18 protein-coding genes are annotated in these 16,713 nt (G+C 47.1%); all 18 read right to left on the minus strand.

The annotated features are described in order from the left end of the window. Window positions 1–3: 3 nt before the first annotated feature. Window positions 4–1,242, minus strand: a complete 1,239-nt coding sequence (gene flhF / locus DWZ61_RS02285) for a flagellar biosynthesis protein FlhF (protein WP_118537279.1) — start codon at window positions 1,240–1,242, stop codon at window positions 4–6. 41 nt (window positions 1,243–1,283) lie between these two features. Continuing rightward, window positions 1,284–3,323: a flagellar biosynthesis protein FlhA gene (gene flhA / locus DWZ61_RS02290; protein WP_118537280.1), complete on the minus strand. Its 2,040-nt coding sequence runs from the start codon at window positions 3,321–3,323 to the stop codon at window positions 1,284–1,286. Between the two features lie 73 nt (window positions 3,324–3,396). After that, window positions 3,397–4,509, minus strand: a complete 1,113-nt coding sequence (flhB, locus tag DWZ61_RS02295) for a flagellar biosynthesis protein FlhB (protein ID WP_337544842.1) — start codon at window positions 4,507–4,509, stop codon at window positions 3,397–3,399. Further along, window positions 4,506–5,288, minus strand: coding sequence for a flagellar biosynthetic protein FliR (gene fliR, locus DWZ61_RS02300; RefSeq protein WP_118537281.1), 783 nt, complete (start codon window positions 5,286–5,288; stop codon window positions 4,506–4,508). The genes flhB and fliR overlap by 4 nt, the downstream gene beginning before the upstream one ends. Window positions 5,289–5,299: 11 nt before the next feature. Further along, window positions 5,300–5,572 (minus strand): flagellar biosynthesis protein FliQ, encoded by a 273-nt coding sequence (fliQ, locus tag DWZ61_RS02305; RefSeq protein ID WP_118537282.1) that lies wholly within the window; start codon window positions 5,570–5,572, stop codon window positions 5,300–5,302. 22 nt (window positions 5,573–5,594) lie between these two features. After that, on the minus strand, window positions 5,595–6,470 hold the full coding sequence (gene fliP / locus DWZ61_RS02310; RefSeq protein ID WP_243026330.1) for a flagellar type III secretion system pore protein FliP: 876 nt from the start codon (window positions 6,468–6,470) through the stop codon (window positions 5,595–5,597). After that, entirely contained in the window at window positions 6,451–6,816 is a 366-nt protein-coding gene (locus DWZ61_RS02315) for a flagellar biosynthetic protein FliO (RefSeq protein ID WP_022313072.1), read from the minus strand. The genes fliP and DWZ61_RS02315 overlap by 20 nt, the downstream gene beginning before the upstream one ends. After that, the gene (locus DWZ61_RS02320) at window positions 6,816–7,178 is read right to left on the minus strand and encodes a response regulator (protein WP_022313073.1); all 363 of its coding nucleotides are present in this window, start codon (window positions 7,176–7,178) and stop codon (window positions 6,816–6,818) included. Before DWZ61_RS02320 ends, DWZ61_RS02315 begins: the two co-directional genes overlap by 1 nt. Window positions 7,179–7,214: 36 nt before the next feature. After that, window positions 7,215–8,693: a flagellar motor switch phosphatase FliY gene (gene fliY, locus DWZ61_RS02325; RefSeq protein ID WP_118537283.1), complete on the minus strand. Its 1,479-nt coding sequence runs from the start codon at window positions 8,691–8,693 to the stop codon at window positions 7,215–7,217. Window positions 8,694–8,695: 2 nt separating this feature from the next. Beyond that, entirely contained in the window at window positions 8,696–9,676 is a 981-nt protein-coding gene (gene fliM / locus DWZ61_RS02330) for a flagellar motor switch protein FliM (RefSeq protein ID WP_118537284.1), read from the minus strand. A 37-nt stretch (window positions 9,677–9,713) separates the two neighbouring features. Next, entirely contained in the window at window positions 9,714–10,232 is a 519-nt protein-coding gene (locus tag DWZ61_RS02335; RefSeq protein ID WP_022313076.1) for a flagellar basal body-associated FliL family protein, read from the minus strand. Window positions 10,233–10,261: 29 nt separating this feature from the next. Next, a complete protein-coding gene (locus tag DWZ61_RS02340) occupies window positions 10,262–11,092 on the minus strand; it encodes a flagellar motor protein MotB (protein WP_118537285.1) in 831 nt (276 codons plus the stop codon). Continuing rightward, window positions 11,092–11,889, minus strand: a complete 798-nt coding sequence (locus DWZ61_RS02345; protein WP_022313078.1) for a motility protein A — start codon at window positions 11,887–11,889, stop codon at window positions 11,092–11,094. The genes DWZ61_RS02340 and DWZ61_RS02345 overlap by 1 nt, the downstream gene beginning before the upstream one ends. A 25-nt stretch (window positions 11,890–11,914) precedes the next feature. Continuing rightward, window positions 11,915–12,100: a flagellar FlbD family protein gene (locus DWZ61_RS02350; RefSeq protein WP_118537286.1), complete on the minus strand. Its 186-nt coding sequence runs from the start codon at window positions 12,098–12,100 to the stop codon at window positions 11,915–11,917. A 239-nt stretch (window positions 12,101–12,339) separates the two neighbouring features. Next, entirely contained in the window at window positions 12,340–14,031 is a 1,692-nt protein-coding gene (locus DWZ61_RS02355; protein ID WP_118537287.1) for a flagellar hook-basal body complex protein, read from the minus strand. Between the two features lie 79 nt (window positions 14,032–14,110). Then, on the minus strand, window positions 14,111–14,527 hold the full coding sequence (locus DWZ61_RS02360) for a TIGR02530 family flagellar biosynthesis protein (protein WP_022311828.1): 417 nt from the start codon (window positions 14,525–14,527) through the stop codon (window positions 14,111–14,113). Between the two features lie 29 nt (window positions 14,528–14,556). Next, window positions 14,557–15,267: a flagellar hook capping FlgD N-terminal domain-containing protein gene (locus DWZ61_RS02365; protein ID WP_022311829.1), complete on the minus strand. Its 711-nt coding sequence runs from the start codon at window positions 15,265–15,267 to the stop codon at window positions 14,557–14,559. A gap of 25 nt (window positions 15,268–15,292) precedes the next feature. Further along, window positions 15,293–16,669 (minus strand): flagellar hook-length control protein FliK, encoded by a 1,377-nt coding sequence (locus DWZ61_RS02370; RefSeq protein WP_022311830.1) that lies wholly within the window; start codon window positions 16,667–16,669, stop codon window positions 15,293–15,295. Window positions 16,670–16,713 lie beyond the last annotated feature (44 nt).

Below are 16,713 nucleotides of genomic sequence, written 5' to 3' on the forward strand. Positions count from 1 at the left end.
TCTCTATTCCTTACCTCCGAGGATCTGTTTCACCGTCTTCTGAGGATTGAACATTTCCATGTCATCCGGAACGTTTTGACCACAGGTCACATATGCGATCGGTGCATCCGTATAAAGCTTTATGTTCAGCAGATTCCCCACTGCTTCTGTTTCATCCAACTTTGTAAAAATCAACTCAAACTTTGCGATCTTTCCGTAACAGTCTGCGATCTTCTGGAGATCCCTGTATTTTGTGGTAGCACTTAATACCAGAAATACCTGATAGTCCTCCGGTCTCTTCAGTCCACCCACCATTTCCTTCATTTTCTCCAACTGTTCCGCATTCTGGTGCGATCTCCCCGCTGTATCGATAAAAATATAATCACAGTCCCAGTAATCATCAATGGCGGTCTGCAACTCCTCCGGTGTATAGATCACGCGGAAAGGTGTCTCCAGAATATTGGCATAGGTCCGCAACTGCTCCGCTGCCGCAATACGATAGGTATCTGCCGTAAGGAGAGCCACCTTTTTCTTGTCTTCCACACAATATTTTCCTGCCAGTTTGGCGATGGTAGTCGTCTTACCCACACCGGTAGGTCCGATGAACCATACGATTCTCGGTCCGTCCTCCGCCGGAGTGATTCCTTCGGATTTTCCGAATTTCAACACCATCTTCTGATAAATATTCGCCAGTAGATAATCAAAGGGAAGATCCGCTTTCTTTGTCTTGGAAGCATCCTCCAGAATACTGTTGACATATTTTTCATCCATCTCATTATCCAGCATTTTGTTATACAGCAGACGGATGAACTTATCCTGCTCCGGATTCTGCTCGTCCTCTTTTTCTTCCTGCTTTTCCACTGCTGCTTCCGCTTCACTGTCCAAAGCTTCTTTCTGTGCTTCCGCTGCCTTCTCCGTATTTGCATCTACCGGTCTGCTGTTTAACTGACTTTCCAAAAGCGTCTGCAGACTATCCAGCTTTTTTTCTATATTTTCCGTGCTGTTTTTCATCGATACAGTCTTCGCCGTACCTACACCTGCCCCGGAAGCTTCCGTACGATTCAGACTGTTTACCACAGATCTCTGTGGGGACTCATCCTCCAGCGCAGCGGTCACCTCGATCTGCTTCGGTGACAGAAAAGAGAACAGCCCTTTCTTTTTCACTTCACGGACATTCATGATCACCAGTCCGTTTCCCAATTCTTTTTTCGCAGCCTCTGTTGCCTCTGCTTCTGTTTTCCCGGTAAATTTCTTAATTATCATACTGTTCCTCGTTCCTGTGTCGGTTCAATGCGCTTAATATCTTAAGCTGTGACCATACCCACAGACTGCAATTCCACATTCGATTCTACTTCGTTGTAAGACACTACGACCAGATCCGGATAATAATCTTCGGTCAGCCGCTTGAAATACATTCTTACGATCGGTGATGTCATGATAATGGGGGTCTTTCCCATGTTTTCCAGCTTTTTGATCTCTTCTCCCACCGCATTGAGAATTGCTTTGCTTCTGGCGGGATCCAGATTCAGGAAAGCTCCTGTCTCTGTCTGTTTTACGCTTCCCATGACTTCCTGCTCGATCTTTGGATCCAGCGTCAGCACACTGGTAGTCTCGTGGGAAGGGAAATACTTGGTGGAGATTGCTCTCTTTAAGCTCTGTCTCACATACTCCGTCAGGATATCGGTATCCCTTGTCGTCGGTGCATAATCCGCCAGAGTCTCCAGAATCGTCAGCAGATCCCGGATGGAGATTCCCTCCCGCAACAGATTCTGCAATACTTTCTGGATCTCGCCCAGTCCCAACAACTTTGGTACCAGCTCGTCCACCAGAGAAGGATTGTTCTCTTTTACATTGTTGATAAGGTTCTGTACATCCTGTCTGGTCAGCAGCTCCGCAATGTGCTGGCGGATGATCTCCGTCAGATGCGTAGCGATGATGGAAGGGGGATCTACTACCGTGTAGCCCAGGCTCTCCGCCCGCTCTCTCTGACCTTCCGTGATCCAGATAGCCGGCAGATGGAAGGAAGGCTCGAACGTGGGGATACCCGTAATCTCCTCTTCCACATAACCGGGATTCATTGCCATATAATGGTCAAACAGGATTTCTCCCTCACTGACCTGAATACCTTTGATCTTGATGATATACTGATTCGGATTCAGCTGAATATTATCACGCAAACGGATAATAGGCACCACCGTACCAAGTTCCAGCGCAATCTGTCTTCGGATCATAACCACGCGATCCAACAGGTCACCGCCCTGGTTCACATCCGCCAGAGGAATAATACCGTAACCGAATTCCAGCTCGATGGGATCCACCTGCAACAGACTGTTGACATTTTCCGGCTGCCGGATCTCCTCCGCCGCAGCTTCCTCACTGTCTACCTCCTGTTCGATCTGTGCTGTCTCGATCGTGCCCTCGATATTTCTTGCCACGATGATAAACACCAGTCCCAATCCCACGAACAGGATCGTGTTCAATTCTGTCACGAATCCCAGGATTGCCAGCATGGCTCCCACCAGGTACAGACCCTTGGGTACACCGAACAACTGGCTTACCAGTGTCGTACCGAAGTCAGCATCCTTGCTTCCCTTGGTCACCAGAATACCGGTGGACAGTGAGATCAACAGGGAGGGGATCTGGCTTACCAGACCGTCACCGATAGTCAGGATAGCGTATTTATTCAGAGCGCTGGTAATATCCATGCCTTGTCTCGTCATTCCCATGATGATACCACCCACAATATTGATGGTGGTGATCAGAAGACCCGCAACCGCATCTCCTTTTACATATTTTACGGCACCATCCATGGAACCGAAAAAGCTTGCCTCTTCCTGGATTTTCTCTCTTCTCTTCTTTGCTTCCGCATCTGTAATGGCTCCGGTGTTCAGATCCGCATCAATAGCCATCTGCTTACCGGGCATTGCATCCAGGGTAAATCTCGCTGTTACTTCAGATACACGCTCTGAACCTTTGTTGATGACCATAAACTGGATCAGGATCAGAATGATGAAGATAATGACACCGATGACCAGATCACCGCCACCTACGAACTCACCGAAAGTTTCTACGACATTACCTGCATTGCCGTCTCTCAGGATCAGACGGGTGGATGAGGTATTCAGCGCAATACGGAAGATCGTGGTAAACAGCAGCATCGTAGGGAAGAAGGACATATCCAGAACTTCCTTACTGAACATCGTGGCGAACAGGATCGTCAGCGCCACGGAAATATTAATTGCTAACAGAATATCCAGCAGCCAGGAGGGAATCGGCACAATAAACATGATAATGGCAGCCATGATATAAATTGCTACCGCCACATCCGCTTTTTTCATTTTCATCTGTGCCTGACCTCCTTTCTCTTTTTGTGTATTTTCATCTTTTTGCTAATGTTTCTATTTCTTCTCTATACTTCTATACTTTCCCTTGCAGATGATATACAAACGCCAGGACTTCTGCTACCGCCTGGTACAATTCCGGTGGCACCGCCTGTCCCACATCCACGTTTGCATACAGCATTCTGGCAAGTGGTTTGTTTTCTACGATTTCTATCTGATGCTCTCTGGCGATCTCCTTGATCTTCGCTGCCAGATAATCCTCACCTTTCGCGATCACAATAGGGGCATCCGCCACCTCCGGATCGTATTTGATTGCCACCGCATAATGAGTGGGGTTCGTGATGACCACGTCCGCCTGGGGCAGATTCTGCATCATTCTCCGTCTGGAAGCTTCCTGCATCTTCTGACGGATACGCCCCTTGATCTGCGGATCACCTTCCTGCTGCTTGTACTCTTCCTTGATCTCCTGCTTGGTCATTCGCATGTCTTTGCTGAATTTGTACTTCTGGTAGATAAAATCCGCAGCCGAAATGATCATATAGACCAGAGACACCCGGATTCCCAGATCTGTCACCGTTCCGCCGATCAATGCAATAGCCTGCATCAGATCCATATCATACAGGGAAAACAGCAGAGGCCATTTATCTTTCAGATAATTATAACATATGTAAGTGATCAATCCAATCTTCAGAATGGACTTGATCAGTTCCACCAGCGCATTGGCAGAAAAAATTCTTTTGAAGCCCGAAAGCGGGTTCAATTTACTGAACTTGGGCTGTAGCGGTTTTCCCGTAGGCTTCCAGCCCACCTGCACCACATCGCTCAAAAATGCCACCACTAATCCCAGCAAAAGGAGCGGTGCCATAATGATGATGGCCTGTAAAAGCATCTGCCGGAATGCGATTGCGGTGTCCTGCTGTGGCATATTTCCATGCCAGAAAGTCACCACCTCGGGAATTCTCTCGTAAATGACGCTGAACACATTTATAAACTGATACCCCATGTGTCCTACCCATATTTTCAATACCAGGAACACCGTCAAAAGTCCAAATCCATTGGCAATTTCACGGCTTTTGGCAACCTGACCTTCTTTTCTGGCATCAGATAGTTTTTTCTCGGTAGCAGGCTCTGTCTTCTCTCCGCCCATCCCTTCTGCAGCGAAGAATTGCAAATCATATTCCAGGATCACATCATACCTCCGATAAAAGATACTACCATCTTTTTCATTTCCTGATAGACAAAATCGGCAGCCCCCGGAAGCATCCCGGTGGTAAGGAACATTGCCGTCAGCCCCGCCAGAACCTTCAGCTGAATACCTACTGCAAACATATTCAGCTGGGGAGACACCTTGGCCAGCACTCCCAGGATTGCATTCAGAAGCAATATCACACAAAAAATCGGCAATACAATACGAAAGCCGATCAGGATATAATCACTCATAAATTCTGTCATGGATTGTAACAGACTGTCCGCGTGAAACACCACCCCGTTCACCGGGATCAGTGTAAAGCTGTCTGCCAGTGCTCCGAAAAGATACCTGTACATTCCGGAAGCGATCAGCATCAGCATAAAAGAATACTGATACAAGACACCGGTAATGCTGGTGGTCTCTTTCGTAGCCGGATCCAGTAACGTAGCCATGGACAGGCCTGTCTCCATGTCAGCAATGGAACCGGCAAAATTCACGACTGCCATACAGATATTGGCCCCGAAACCGATCAGCAGCCCGGCAATTGCCTCTTTCATGACGATCACCGCATATTCCATCACAGTGTCAACAACTACCGCATCCGCCGGTGTCAGCGTCTCATAAAGCAGCCACGCCGTAAAAAAGCTGATGCCGATCCGGATTCTGGCCGGGGTGTCATTCATCCCGAAATAAGGCGCTATATATACAAAGCAGGATACTCTTACGAATATCAGCAGAAAATATTCAAGATCATATATTGAAAAAGAAAGATCTACCATATTTCTTCCCGTCACCTATGTACATACTGGCTGAAACTTGACCACAATTGCACCGTGTACTCCACCATCGTGTTCATCATCCAGTGACCGATAACCACCAGACACAAAAAGATGGCAACGATCTTCGGTACAAAGGTCAGTGTCTGCTCCTGAATGGAAGTCACCGTCTGGAAAATACTGATGACCAGACCAACAACCAGGGATACCAGCAACACCGGCAGGGATACCTTGATGATCACATATAACGCATTATTCGTCATTTCCGATACTGCATCTATCGTCATAGCAAAACCTCATCTTACGAATCTAATAAAATGTCTGTACCAGTTGCCCTATGATCAGTGCCCAACCGTCTGCCAGTACGAACAGCAGGATCTTGAAGGGCATGGAGATCGTCGTCGGCGGTAGCATCATCATACCCATACTCATCAGAGTGGATGCCACTACCATATCAATTACAATAAAAGGAATATAGATCATAAAGCCGATCCAGAACGCCATTCGCAGTTCGCTGATCATAAAGCTGGGAATCAGCACGGAATTCGGAATATCCTCCAGGGTTCCGTCCCACTCCTGACCCGCAATATCCATGAACAGCTCCACATCCTTCACCTGGGTCTGGGGATACATGAATTCCCGTAAGGGAGCCATGCCTTTTTCCAGAGCCTCATCCTGATCGATCGTGCCCTCCTCAAAAGGCTGGATTGCTTCCTCATTGATCCTCGTGATCGTAGGCTCCATAATGAAAAATGTCAGGATCAGTGCCAGTCCGATCAGGATCTGGTTCGGCGGTGCCGTCTGGGTATTCAGTGCAGACCTGGTAAAATGCAGCACGATGATGATCCTCGTAAAAGAGGTCATCATGATAATAATGGTCGGTGCCAGTGCGATCAGCGTCAGAGTGATCAGAATCCGAAGCGCACCGTTGATCTGTCCGTTACCGTTATTGTAGGTAATGCTGACAGTATTCGCCGTATTCAGCTGTCCTACCTCTTCCGGGGTCGTGGCTGTTCCCGCCGGATTGATCACCGTGGAAACTTCCGTATCTCCCGTCAGATGACGCTCCGATGCCTGCACCTTTACCGGTGTACAAATACACAATATGCCTACCGTGACCAGCAGGCATACCATATAGATAATCGTCTTTAATTTTATACTTGCATCAATGATCTTTCTCTTCATTCTCTTTCTTCGCCGCACGTTCCAATAATTCCCGGAACCCGGAAGTACTTTCCAATGTAGTCTTACCTTTCAGTTGTTCTGCAGGAATCTGTCCCAGGGCCGTTACGGTATCCTTGCAGACCGCAATGGCAAAATAAGACTCACCGATCCGGACCAGCTGAATGTATTTGTTATTTGCGATCCGAACGGTCTCTCTCACTTCAATATTGCCTGCCGCTCCCTGTTGTTTCTGGTATCCTGCGATCCATTTCGTTACCAATGCGGTTACCGCCAGTACTGCCACAAAGATGAACAATACTGTAATGAACTGGGCATAACTGTCTGCTTTTCCGGTAAGTATGATCATTAACCCACTACCTTTTTCACAGCTTCAATAACACGTTCTGCCTGAAAAGGTTTTACAATGAAATCTTTGGCACCGGCCTGGATAGACTCGATAACCATTGCCTGCTGGCCCATTGCAGAACACATGATAACCTTAGCACCACCGTCTAACTTCTTGATCTCCTTCAGTGCCTGGATGCCGTCCATCTCAGGCATGGTGATGTCCATCAGAACCAGATCGGGATTCACTTCCTTGAACTTCTCCACTGCCTTCATTCCGTTCTCTGCTTCTCCTGCAACATTGTAACCGTTCTTGGTCAGAATGTCCTTAATCATCATTCTCATGAACGCTGCATCATCGCAGATCAAAATATTCTTTGCCATTTAATTTTCCTCCATTTGTTTGGTCTATTCTCTGTTTTATTTAATAATTTCCGTAATACGGACGCCAAAGCTTTCTTCAATTACAACAACTTCACCCTTGGCTACAAATTTTCCGTTTACCAGAACATCGATCGGTTCTCCTGCAATACGATCCAGTTCAATGATCGTACCCGGTGAGAACTCCAGAATCTCGGAAATGGATTTCGTCGTTCTGCCAAGCTCTACGGTAACTTCCAAAGGGACATCTTTGATCAGACCAATATTTTCCTGTCCGGAAAGTCCCATGCTGTCATTTGAGAAGCTCTGGAACTGTGCAGGCTGCACATTGACATTCTGCTGCGGCATTCCCATATTGCCCATCTGGTTCATCATGCCCATGCCATTCATCTGTTGCATTCCCATGTTCCCCATCTGCTGCATTCCCATCTGAGGCATACCATTCATCCCCATCTGGTTCATGCTATTCATGTCCATGCCAGGCATCTGATTCATACCCATGCCACCCGTCTGGTTCATGCCATTCATCTGGTTCATGCCGTTCATCTGTGGCATTCCCATGTTGCCCATCTGATTCATGCCATTCATATGATTCATAGCCATGGGATCCGGTTGCTGCATATTCATCTGAGTCATATTGTTTGCGCCGGCATTCATCTGTCCTGCATTGTTCTGCGGAGCTGCTGCGGGAGCAGGTATGCTTTCCGGCTGAGTTGCTGCCTGATCGTTGCTTTCTCCCAGGCTTCCCATCTGGGTATTGATAAAGGTCTCTACCAGCTTACGGGCAAAATCGATGGGATACAACTGCATGATAGAACTGTCTACCAGATCATCGATCTGCATACGGAATGCGATTTTTACAAAGGTTCCTCCTAAAAACGGAGATATTTCCTTGCCATCCTTTACCTCTGTCAGATCAAAAAGAGAAGACTCAGGCGGGCTGATATCAATTACCGTCTGCAACAGTGTGGAAAGGGAAGTCGCTGCGGAGCCCATCATCTGGTTCATCGCCTCGGAAATTGCACTCAGATGCAGTTCTCCCAGCTCTCCATCTGTATTCGTACCGTCACCGCCCATCATCAGGTCAGTGATAACTTTTACATCATGTTCTTTTAATACCAGAATATTGGTACCGTCCAGTCCCTGGGTATACTTGATCTGAATAAATACACAGGGCTTTTCATAGGCGTCCAGCAGGTTTTTCCATGTAGCCAGCGTAACCACAGGAGTTGTAATATTTACTTTGCGGTTTACCAGTGAATATAGGGTTGTGGCAGAGGATCCCATACTGATATTGGCCACCTCGCCAATCGCATCCTTCTCTACATCCGTCAGTTCCTCTCCGTCACTGACAACCGGTGCTGCGTTCTCCGCAGCTTCATTCTCATTATTATAATTTTCAGCCGTACTGTTCTCCGGTGCCGGATCTGCTGCCGCATCACCGCCATCCGCGGTATCCGACAGATCCATACCTTGCAGCAGGGCATTTATCTCATCCTGAGATAACATCCCATCCATCGTTACTCCTCCTCTCTGATCACCGATGTGATCTGAACAGCATACGAATCTCTATCCGTACCGGGCAGTGCCGTGAACTTTTTAATATTGCCCACATACACATTCATGTCGGTATCGACTCTGGAATCCAGCCGGATACAGTCGCCCACCTGCAGATTCAGGAAATCATTCACCGAAATGGTGCTCTTTCCCAGCACTGCCTTGATCGGAATATCTACTCTCCGGATCATGGACTCAATGTACTCCTCGTAGTGTTCATCGTGATTCTCCTGCATTGTGGAGAACCAGTATTTGGTGTTCAGTTTATCCATCACATCTTCCAGTGTAAAGAAAGGAAGACAGATATTTACCATTCCTTCGACATCCCCGATTTTCATATTCAGGGTAACAATAGCGATCATATCGCTGGGAGCAATTACCTGTGCGAACTGGGGATTCGTCTCCAACCGGCTTAACACCGGTGAGATCTCAACAACGTTTTTCCAGGGTTCACGCATCAGCTGCGTAAACATGACCAAAAGCTTCTGTAAGATTGTCAACTCTATATCGGAAAAATCTCTGCTCTTTTCCAATGGCTGGCCGCTGCCTCCCAGCATACGATCCAGCATGGCATAACATAGATTAGTTGCAATCTCTATAATAATATTGCCGTTGAGTGGTGCAAAATTAACAATTCCAAGCACCGACGGATTCGAAAGTGCGTTGGAGAACTCACTGAACGTAACCGTTTCCGAACTTGCTACCGATACCTGCACGTTCTTGCGCAGATATACCGGAAGGTTCGTAGAGATCAGTCGGCTGTAATGCTCGAATATGATCTCCAGGGTTCGTAAATGTTCTTTGGAGAATTTGGTAGGGCGGCTGAAGTCATAGTTTTTGACCTGCTTCTCGTCCTCCCCCTGGATCTGGTCTACATCCAGGTCTCCCTCAGACAACTGTTTCAGAAGATTATCAATTTCACTTTGTGAAAGTATATCACTCACAGGCCCTCACCTCCTGTCATCTTATTTTCCCGCTTCATCAGCCGAATTTCACTCCGCTGATTGCGACCTTGTAGATGAAGTCGGATTGGAATAGATCCTGAACAGACTTCAGAATCTCCTCTTTTAAGCCTTCCATATCCTCTCTGCACTCATCCTCTGTATGTGCGGAAACGGTAGCCGTGATAGCATCCTTGATCAGGTTCTCATAGCTTGCCAGCGTGTCACTGCTGCCATAGGTCTTATAATCCTTATGCTTCTTGTTGATAGACAAAGATACATCAAACATGATGTAATCCTGTTTTGCTCCTGCTTCGCTCTTCAGAGGAATTGTCATGGAGTCTGCAATATTATATACCTCTGTATCGGTAAGGGCAACATTCGTTGTTTCTTCATCCCCCGGAACGGTAAGTTCCAGATTCATGGCAGTGGTAATATTGTCTACCAGTTGTGCGGTCTTCTTATTCGTACCCACAATGCTCACAAGCATGACGCTGGTCAACACAATGTTCACCACCAGCAGTGCCAGAATCAATACTGTCATCAGATTTTTCTTCATTGGTCTTATGCTTCCTTTCCCTCTCCACACTAATATGTTGTGGATGGATTATAGATTCTGATCTCTACACGCCGGTTCTTGCTGCGCCCCTCTTCTGTGGAGTTATCAGCTACCGGTACACGGTCACCCATCCCTGCGTGTCTCAGATCAGATGGATCCAGAGAGGTAGTCTCTGTCAGATAATAGAACACGGAAAGTGCTCTGGCGCTGCTCAATTCTTCATTATCGGCAAACCTCGCACTGTGAATAGGGACATTATCTGTATGTCCTTCGATTTCTATGGTGGAATTACTTCCGTAACGTTCCAGGATCACTCCCACCTTGTCCAGAACTTCCTTAGCCTGATCCTTCAGGCTGTCACTTCCGGAATCAAACAACAGCGCTCCCTTCATAGATAGCTGCACATATTGTGCCGTAAATGACACACTGACCTGATCTGCAAGGCTGTCCTCCACCAGAGCTTCCTGTACTGTTTCAGCCAGTTCTTCGTTGCTCTCCAGATTTTTCTCATTCAGTGCCTCTTCCAAAGCTTCTGCGCTGTCATATTTCTCATAATTATCAGAATCCGTCTCACTGTCTGCGTTTCTTCCGGCATTACTGATATACTCATCCAGATCATTCAACTGGCTGACGCCGTTGCTGATCAGGATACCCTCACCGATTGCCGTGGATCCGGCATTGAAAATGCTAAAAGTGCTGTTCGACATAGCTGCTGCCATTTCGCTGTACTTGGTTGCATCTATCGAAGACATGGAAAACAACATAACAAAGAAGCACAGCAGCAAGTTCATCAGGTCACTGAATGTGGTCATCCATGCCGGGGATCCAGCAGGTGGATCTTCTGGCTTACGTTTTGCCATTATGCTTCACCCCCTGCTTCCTCTTCACCATCTGCACTTGTTCTGTCCTTCGGAGGAAGGAATGACTTCAGTTTTTCTTCGATGACACGGGGATTTTCACCAGCCTGTATGGATAAAAGCCCCTCAATCATAACTTCCTTCTGCTGCATTTCCACAGCATTATCTGCTTTTAATTTATTGGAAACAGGCGTACAGATCCAGTTTGCCAGCAAGGATCCGTACAATGTAGTAATCAACGCCACTGCCATTGCAGGTCCCAGTGTGGACGGATCGTCCATGTGATACAACATATCTACCAGACCGATCAGGGTACCGATCATACCCCAGGCAGGGCCCATGGCCGCCAGTGTATCCCAGAAACCGATCGTCTCTTTATGTCTTCCCTCTACACTTACCAGTTCTGTCTCCATGATGGCACGTACCAGTTCGGGATCGGTACCATCGACGATCAGAAGAATTCCCTTTTTCAGGAAAGGTTCCTCCAGATCCGTTGCTGCTTCTTCCAGAGACAGCAGACCTTCCTTACGTGCCACATTGGAAAGTTCTATGATCTTGCCGATCATCTCGGAAGTATTCAGTGCCGGTGCCTTGAAGATCAGAGTAAAGGACTTCAGACCCGCTATGTAATTCTGTAAGCTCATGGACATGAGGGTACAGGAGAAAGCTCCACCGAAAGTGATAATTGCAGACGCCGGATCCAGATATTCTCTGAATCCTCCGACGCCCGCGGAGCTTATGATACCGAATACCAACATGAATAATGCCAATAAAATACCAGCTAAAGATGCTATATCCACTTAAATCACCTGACATTCTGCTTTTTTATCTTGCAAAAATATCCTTTCTGTATAATATTACAAGATTTTTTATTTCTTGTCTACTTTCTTTTACAATTATTTTTTTTCCGGTGGTAAGTGTCAACACCGTATCCGGGGTCTCTTCCACCAGTTCAATCAGGTCTGGATTCACCAATACCCTGACCCCATTAATCTTCGTAACTTCTATCACGCTGTCTTCTCCTTCCCTGTTATCCGAACATTTTCTACACTTTATCCGTTTTGTGCATTTTTCTCATTTTTTCTTATAGTACTTTTTTCCCTTGATCTTTTATATATACAAAAGGGACAGGTTTTTTCCTATCCCTTTATGTAGTCATTTTATTTTTACAACTATTCAGAACCCCATTTGCAAAATCGCCTCTGCGAGGCTTCCTTTTTTGCATTTGCATGGCTCTGAATAGTTACATATTAACGCTTCAGATTGGTCAGTTCTTCCAACAAAGTATCGGATACGGTAATGATACGGCTGTTGGCCTGGAAACCTCTCTGAGTGGTGATCATCTCAGTAAACTCGGAAGACAGGTCTACATTACTCATCTCCAGCTGACCGGTGGACATGTATCCACCGCCTGCGGTGATGTCTACGCCGATACCATCGAACTCACCGGAGTTCAGGGTTGCAGAGTAAAGGTTGTCTCCCTCTTTCTCCAGACCGGAGGCATTGGCAAATGCTGCGGTAGCAATCTGGCCTAACAGTTTGGTCATACCGTTGTCATAGCTTGCGTAAATCATACCATCCTTCTGGATGGATACACCGATCATATCTCCCAGACGACGTCCGTCACCACTGGTGGCACCGATGGTGGAAGTACCCTTGTTATCGTAGTTGGTGCATTCGGACAGGTCGATGGTAATATCGGAGAAGTTGCCACCTAACTGTGAAAATGCTGCATTAATGCCCAAGTTTGTAGTAGAACCGCCGACACTTTCCAGTTTAGCGGTGTCTTTATTGAATACCACAGTAGTTCCTTCAAAATAACGACCTTCCATGGTAATAGCACTGCCGTCTGCCGGAAGCAGCTGATCTCCGGTACCAGATCTCATATTGCCAAGCAGCTGCTGCATGGTAAGCTGTTGCGTTGTGTCTGTAGGGCTGGTAATATACAAATTCAAAAATTCATTGGTAGATCCCTCATATCCATAAGCTGCTGCAATGGCATCCAAAGCCTCCTGCTGTTCCTTTGCTGCTGTAGCATTGTTTGAAGTATCAATCAGGCTTCCATCAGCATTAAAAATTTTCGTCAGGTCAGCTATATCTTTGGTTCCATCCTTTGTTTTCAGCATCGTTCCATCCCACTTGTAGGCATCGGTATTCAATGTCACCTTAGTCTCCATCTTCTGCTGGGTACGGTTTCCGAAATCCAGTGCGGAAATATCGATCTCTGCTCCGGTGGAATCCAGCAGTTTCGTCAGTTCCATACTATAAACATTGGTGTTCGGTTCGCCAGACTGTTTAAAGGTAAATTTTGCAGTATAACTGTAACCTCTCGCATCGAAGAAGTTCAGGTTTACGGTCTTACCGTTGGCACTGGTCACATCCTTATCGTTCTCATCCAGAATACCGGAAATATTTGCCTGTGTGGTAGCCTCAGGAGGATATGTCATATTTGCTGTACTCATAATACGCAGTGCGGTTACGGTATCCTGCTTGATGTTACCTGTGGTCTTATCCACGCCCCATCCCATGACGTTGTAACCGGTACTGGTCATTGCCAGGTTGCCGGCGCCATCTACATAGAAAGAACCGTCTCTGGTAAAAAAGTTCTCGGAGCCGTTGCTGACTACGAAGAAATTGTCTCCGGTGATCATGATATCAAAGGGGTTGCCAGTAGACTGTGCGGAACCCTGTGTGGTAATGGCAGTGTTGATAGCTCCTGCCTTAACGCCCAGACCGATCTGCTTGGCATTGGTACCGCCGACACCAGTGGTAGCGTTGGCACCACTGGCCTTCTGTGTGGTCTGGCTCATCAGTTCACTGAAAGTCATGGAACTGGATTTGTAAGCTGTTGTGTTGACGTTGGCAATATTATTACCGATTACGTCCATTCTGGTCTGGTGTGTCTTAAGTCCTGCCACGCCAGAATACAATGATCTCATCATAGTGCTTTGTTCCTCCTGTATTGGAACCGTGCTCCCTCTCTGTCATTCAAGGGAGCATGACCTCCATCCCTGGTCCGGTCTACATAATAACGGCTCCGTTAATATTTGTAAATACGTTTTCTTCGGTTTCTCTGCTGTTCATGGCAGTCACCACGGTCTTATTGGGTACATTCACAATAAAGGCCAAGTCATCCACGATCACCAGAGAATCCCTGATTCCCTTCTGTCCCGCTTTTCTTGCTCCGTCATTCAAGCGTTCCAGCTGTGCGTCTGTCAGCTCAATGCCTCTGTTTTCCAGCCGTACGGCGGCATGCTTGGAGAATTTCAGATCCTGCGTTCCGGAAACATTCTGTTCCTGGCTTTTGTTCTGTAGGATCTCCTGGAAAGATACCAGATTTTCCTGTGCTGCTTTTACGGTCTTGCGGCTGCTGTTTAAGTACTGATTTGCCAACTGGTCAATGGACAGAAAACTGTTGTTCTGAATATCCATATCCATCTGCCCCTCTGCGTCAGCTGCTTACTGCATTATACGCTCTCTGTGCTGTCAGTTTCTTCTGACTCATCCTTGCTCTCGGTATCCTTCTTTTCTTCTGCTTCTTCGGCAGCTTTGCGGATCTCCTTGAGACGTTCAATGTACTTATTCAAGCTGTTCACGGTATCTTTTGCCAGGAAGGATTTCTCGTAATCAGTCATATCGTTGTATTCCTTCTCCAGATCATCAATGGTCTTGCCATCACTGGAATCAATGCCGTTTACATTAGGAAGCTTGTTCAGCTTTACGGTAAAGTTGTAAGCCTTGTTGTACGCATTCAGATAATCCGTATCCACTACGGAATCCAGATCATCAATGGAGTACTTCTTTTCGTTGATATAAAGGTAAGCTTTGTTGTTCTCGTAGGACACATAATCCACTTTTCCCTGCACCAGTTTGGTATCGCCGGAGGATGTGGTGGTCTTGATATAGACCTCCTTGCCTACCAGAGAACTTGCTCTCTGCAGATCCATACTGTTGGACATATTCTGCATCTGCTCTACCTGTGAGAACTGTGCATACTGTGCTATGTATTCCGTATTGGACGTAGGCTCCAGAGGATCCTGATATTTCATCTGTGCTACCAGAAGCTGTAAAAATGCTTCCTTGTCCATTCCGCTGCTGGACTTTGCAGCTTTACTCACGGAAGTCTGGGATGCGGTCTCTACGATCTTACCGTTTTCCACGGGTGCAACCAATGCCATTTCCTTTTTCTCCTTTCGTTATTTATTATGCGGTAAAATCCACCGTATTGCCGTTCGCCGACATCATATCTGCTGCGATCCGGTCTTCTTCGGTCTGAGGCTCTTCTTCTGCAAATGCTGCGTTCAGATTGATCCTGCGGGTACGCTTTCTACCTGCACCCGTTTCATTTGCCGTATTACTGTTATTGCCTCTTCCCTGCTCCAGATTCTGTTCGAACTGGTGGGTCTGAACGGTAACTTCAATAGCTTCTACCTTGACACCCTGCTCTGCAAAGTTTTCCTTCAGCTGTACCATCTGACTTTCCAGTGCTGCCTTGACTGTTTCATTCTGTGCAATGAAATTGGCCGTAACCACACCGTTTCTGGATGCCATCTGTATATGCAGAGTTCCCAGGCTCTGGGGATGAAGCTGCATTTCCAGTTCAGAGCTGTCCGCCTTGACGGATACTTTCATATAATCCATGATCTGACGCATAATGTCCTGCGTATCTGCGGTTCTTGCTTCTTCTGTCTGTGCCGTCTGCTGTAACTGTGCCAGGAAATTGTCTTCCTTCAGATTCTGTAATAACAGATTGCCATGCTGTCCACCGTCGTTGTGTTCCTGTCTGCTGCCGGAATCTTCGGTCTTGTTCTCCTGTGCGTTCTGTACGGGAACTTTTTCCCCGCTGTCAGGTACCTGTGTCACGGTTGCTTCTGTGGTATCCACAGTAGATTCTTCCGTAGTAACGGCCACATTCTCTGTTTTATCTGTTTCCACGGTGATCACCGGTTCCGCCACAGTTTCCTGTGTGATCTGTGTTACCGCTTCCTGCCATTTTTCAGGAGATAGCTGTAACTCTTCCTGCGCCTGCCCTGTCAGTTCCTTCTGCAGATCCATAATTCCTTTTACATCATTGTACAGATTCTCATCCGTCAGTAATGCGAACGAATCCTGTGCTCCGCTGACTGCCATCAGCAATTCATTCAGTTTCCCGGGATCTGTCAGATCCACTTCTGTCATTCCCAGATCTTCCATGGTGGCCTGCAGTTCTTCTTCACTGACGGAAAATGTATCCGTGATCTGTTGGATCAGGTTCTGTACCACCGTTCCCACAACTTCCTGAACTTTCTCCAGATCCTTTGCATCCAGGCTGTCATCTTCCATCGTCTTGTTTCCATCAGAGACATCCGCTACATTGTCGCGTTGTCTGCCGCCGGCTCTCAAAGATTCACCACGTCTGACATCGTTCCGTCCCGCCTGGGTGCGGTCCCCGTCGGCTGCATTAGTTGTCTGGGCATTGCTCTGGGTCTTATTCCATACCGCCTGGAAGCTGGTTCCCGCATTCTGCTTCGCTGCTGTGACCATATCCGGTATCTGCACATTGCCGCTGTTACCGACACCTTTAATTGTCGTTCCTGCCATAACTCCTCCTTTCCCAGGCCCCTTTTACCACCTTATGACGGTCT

The organism is Clostridium sp. AF34-10BH (assembly GCF_003478095.1).
Taxonomy (GTDB): Bacteria; Bacillota; Clostridia; order Lachnospirales; family Lachnospiraceae; genus Acetatifactor; species Acetatifactor acetigignens.

What these genes read in the sequence shown, in the direction of transcription:
- flhF (WP_118537279.1), bottom strand. Translation starts at nt 1,242, where the DNA reads ATGATAATTAAGAAATTTACCGGGAAAACAGAAGCAGAGGCAACAGAG.
- flhA (WP_118537280.1), bottom strand. Translation starts at nt 3,323, where the DNA reads ATGAAAATGAAAAAAGCGGATGTGGCGGTAGCAATTTATATCATGGCT.
- fliR (WP_118537281.1), bottom strand. Translation starts at nt 5,288, where the DNA reads ATGGTAGATCTTTCTTTTTCAATATATGATCTTGAATATTTTCTGCTG.
- fliQ (WP_118537282.1), bottom strand. Translation starts at nt 5,572, where the DNA reads ATGACGATAGATGCAGTATCGGAAATGACGAATAATGCGTTATATGTG.
- fliP (WP_243026330.1), bottom strand. Translation starts at nt 6,470, where the DNA reads ATGAAGAGAAAGATCATTGATGCAAGTATAAAATTAAAGACGATTATC.
- DWZ61_RS02315 (WP_022313072.1), bottom strand. Translation starts at nt 6,816, where the DNA reads ATGATCATACTTACCGGAAAAGCAGACAGTTATGCCCAGTTCATTACA.
- DWZ61_RS02320 (WP_022313073.1), bottom strand. Translation starts at nt 7,178, where the DNA reads ATGGCAAAGAATATTTTGATCTGCGATGATGCAGCGTTCATGAGAATG.
- fliY (WP_118537283.1), bottom strand. Translation starts at nt 8,693, where the DNA reads ATGGATGGGATGTTATCTCAGGATGAGATAAATGCCCTGCTGCAAGGT.
- DWZ61_RS02335 (WP_022313076.1), bottom strand. Translation starts at nt 10,232, where the DNA reads ATGAAGAAAAATCTGATGACAGTATTGATTCTGGCACTGCTGGTGGTG.
- DWZ61_RS02340 (WP_118537285.1), bottom strand. Translation starts at nt 11,092, where the DNA reads ATGGCAAAACGTAAGCCAGAAGATCCACCTGCTGGATCCCCGGCATGG.
- DWZ61_RS02355 (WP_118537287.1), bottom strand. Translation starts at nt 14,031, where the DNA reads ATGATGAGATCATTGTATTCTGGCGTGGCAGGACTTAAGACACACCAG.
- DWZ61_RS02360 (WP_022311828.1), bottom strand. Translation starts at nt 14,527, where the DNA reads ATGGATATGGATATTCAGAACAACAGTTTTCTGTCCATTGACCAGTTG.
- DWZ61_RS02365 (WP_022311829.1), bottom strand. Translation starts at nt 15,267, where the DNA reads ATGGCATTGGTTGCACCCGTGGAAAACGGTAAGATCGTAGAGACCGCA.
- DWZ61_RS02370 (WP_022311830.1), bottom strand. Translation starts at nt 16,669, where the DNA reads ATGGCAGGAACGACAATTAAAGGTGTCGGTAACAGCGGCAATGTGCAG.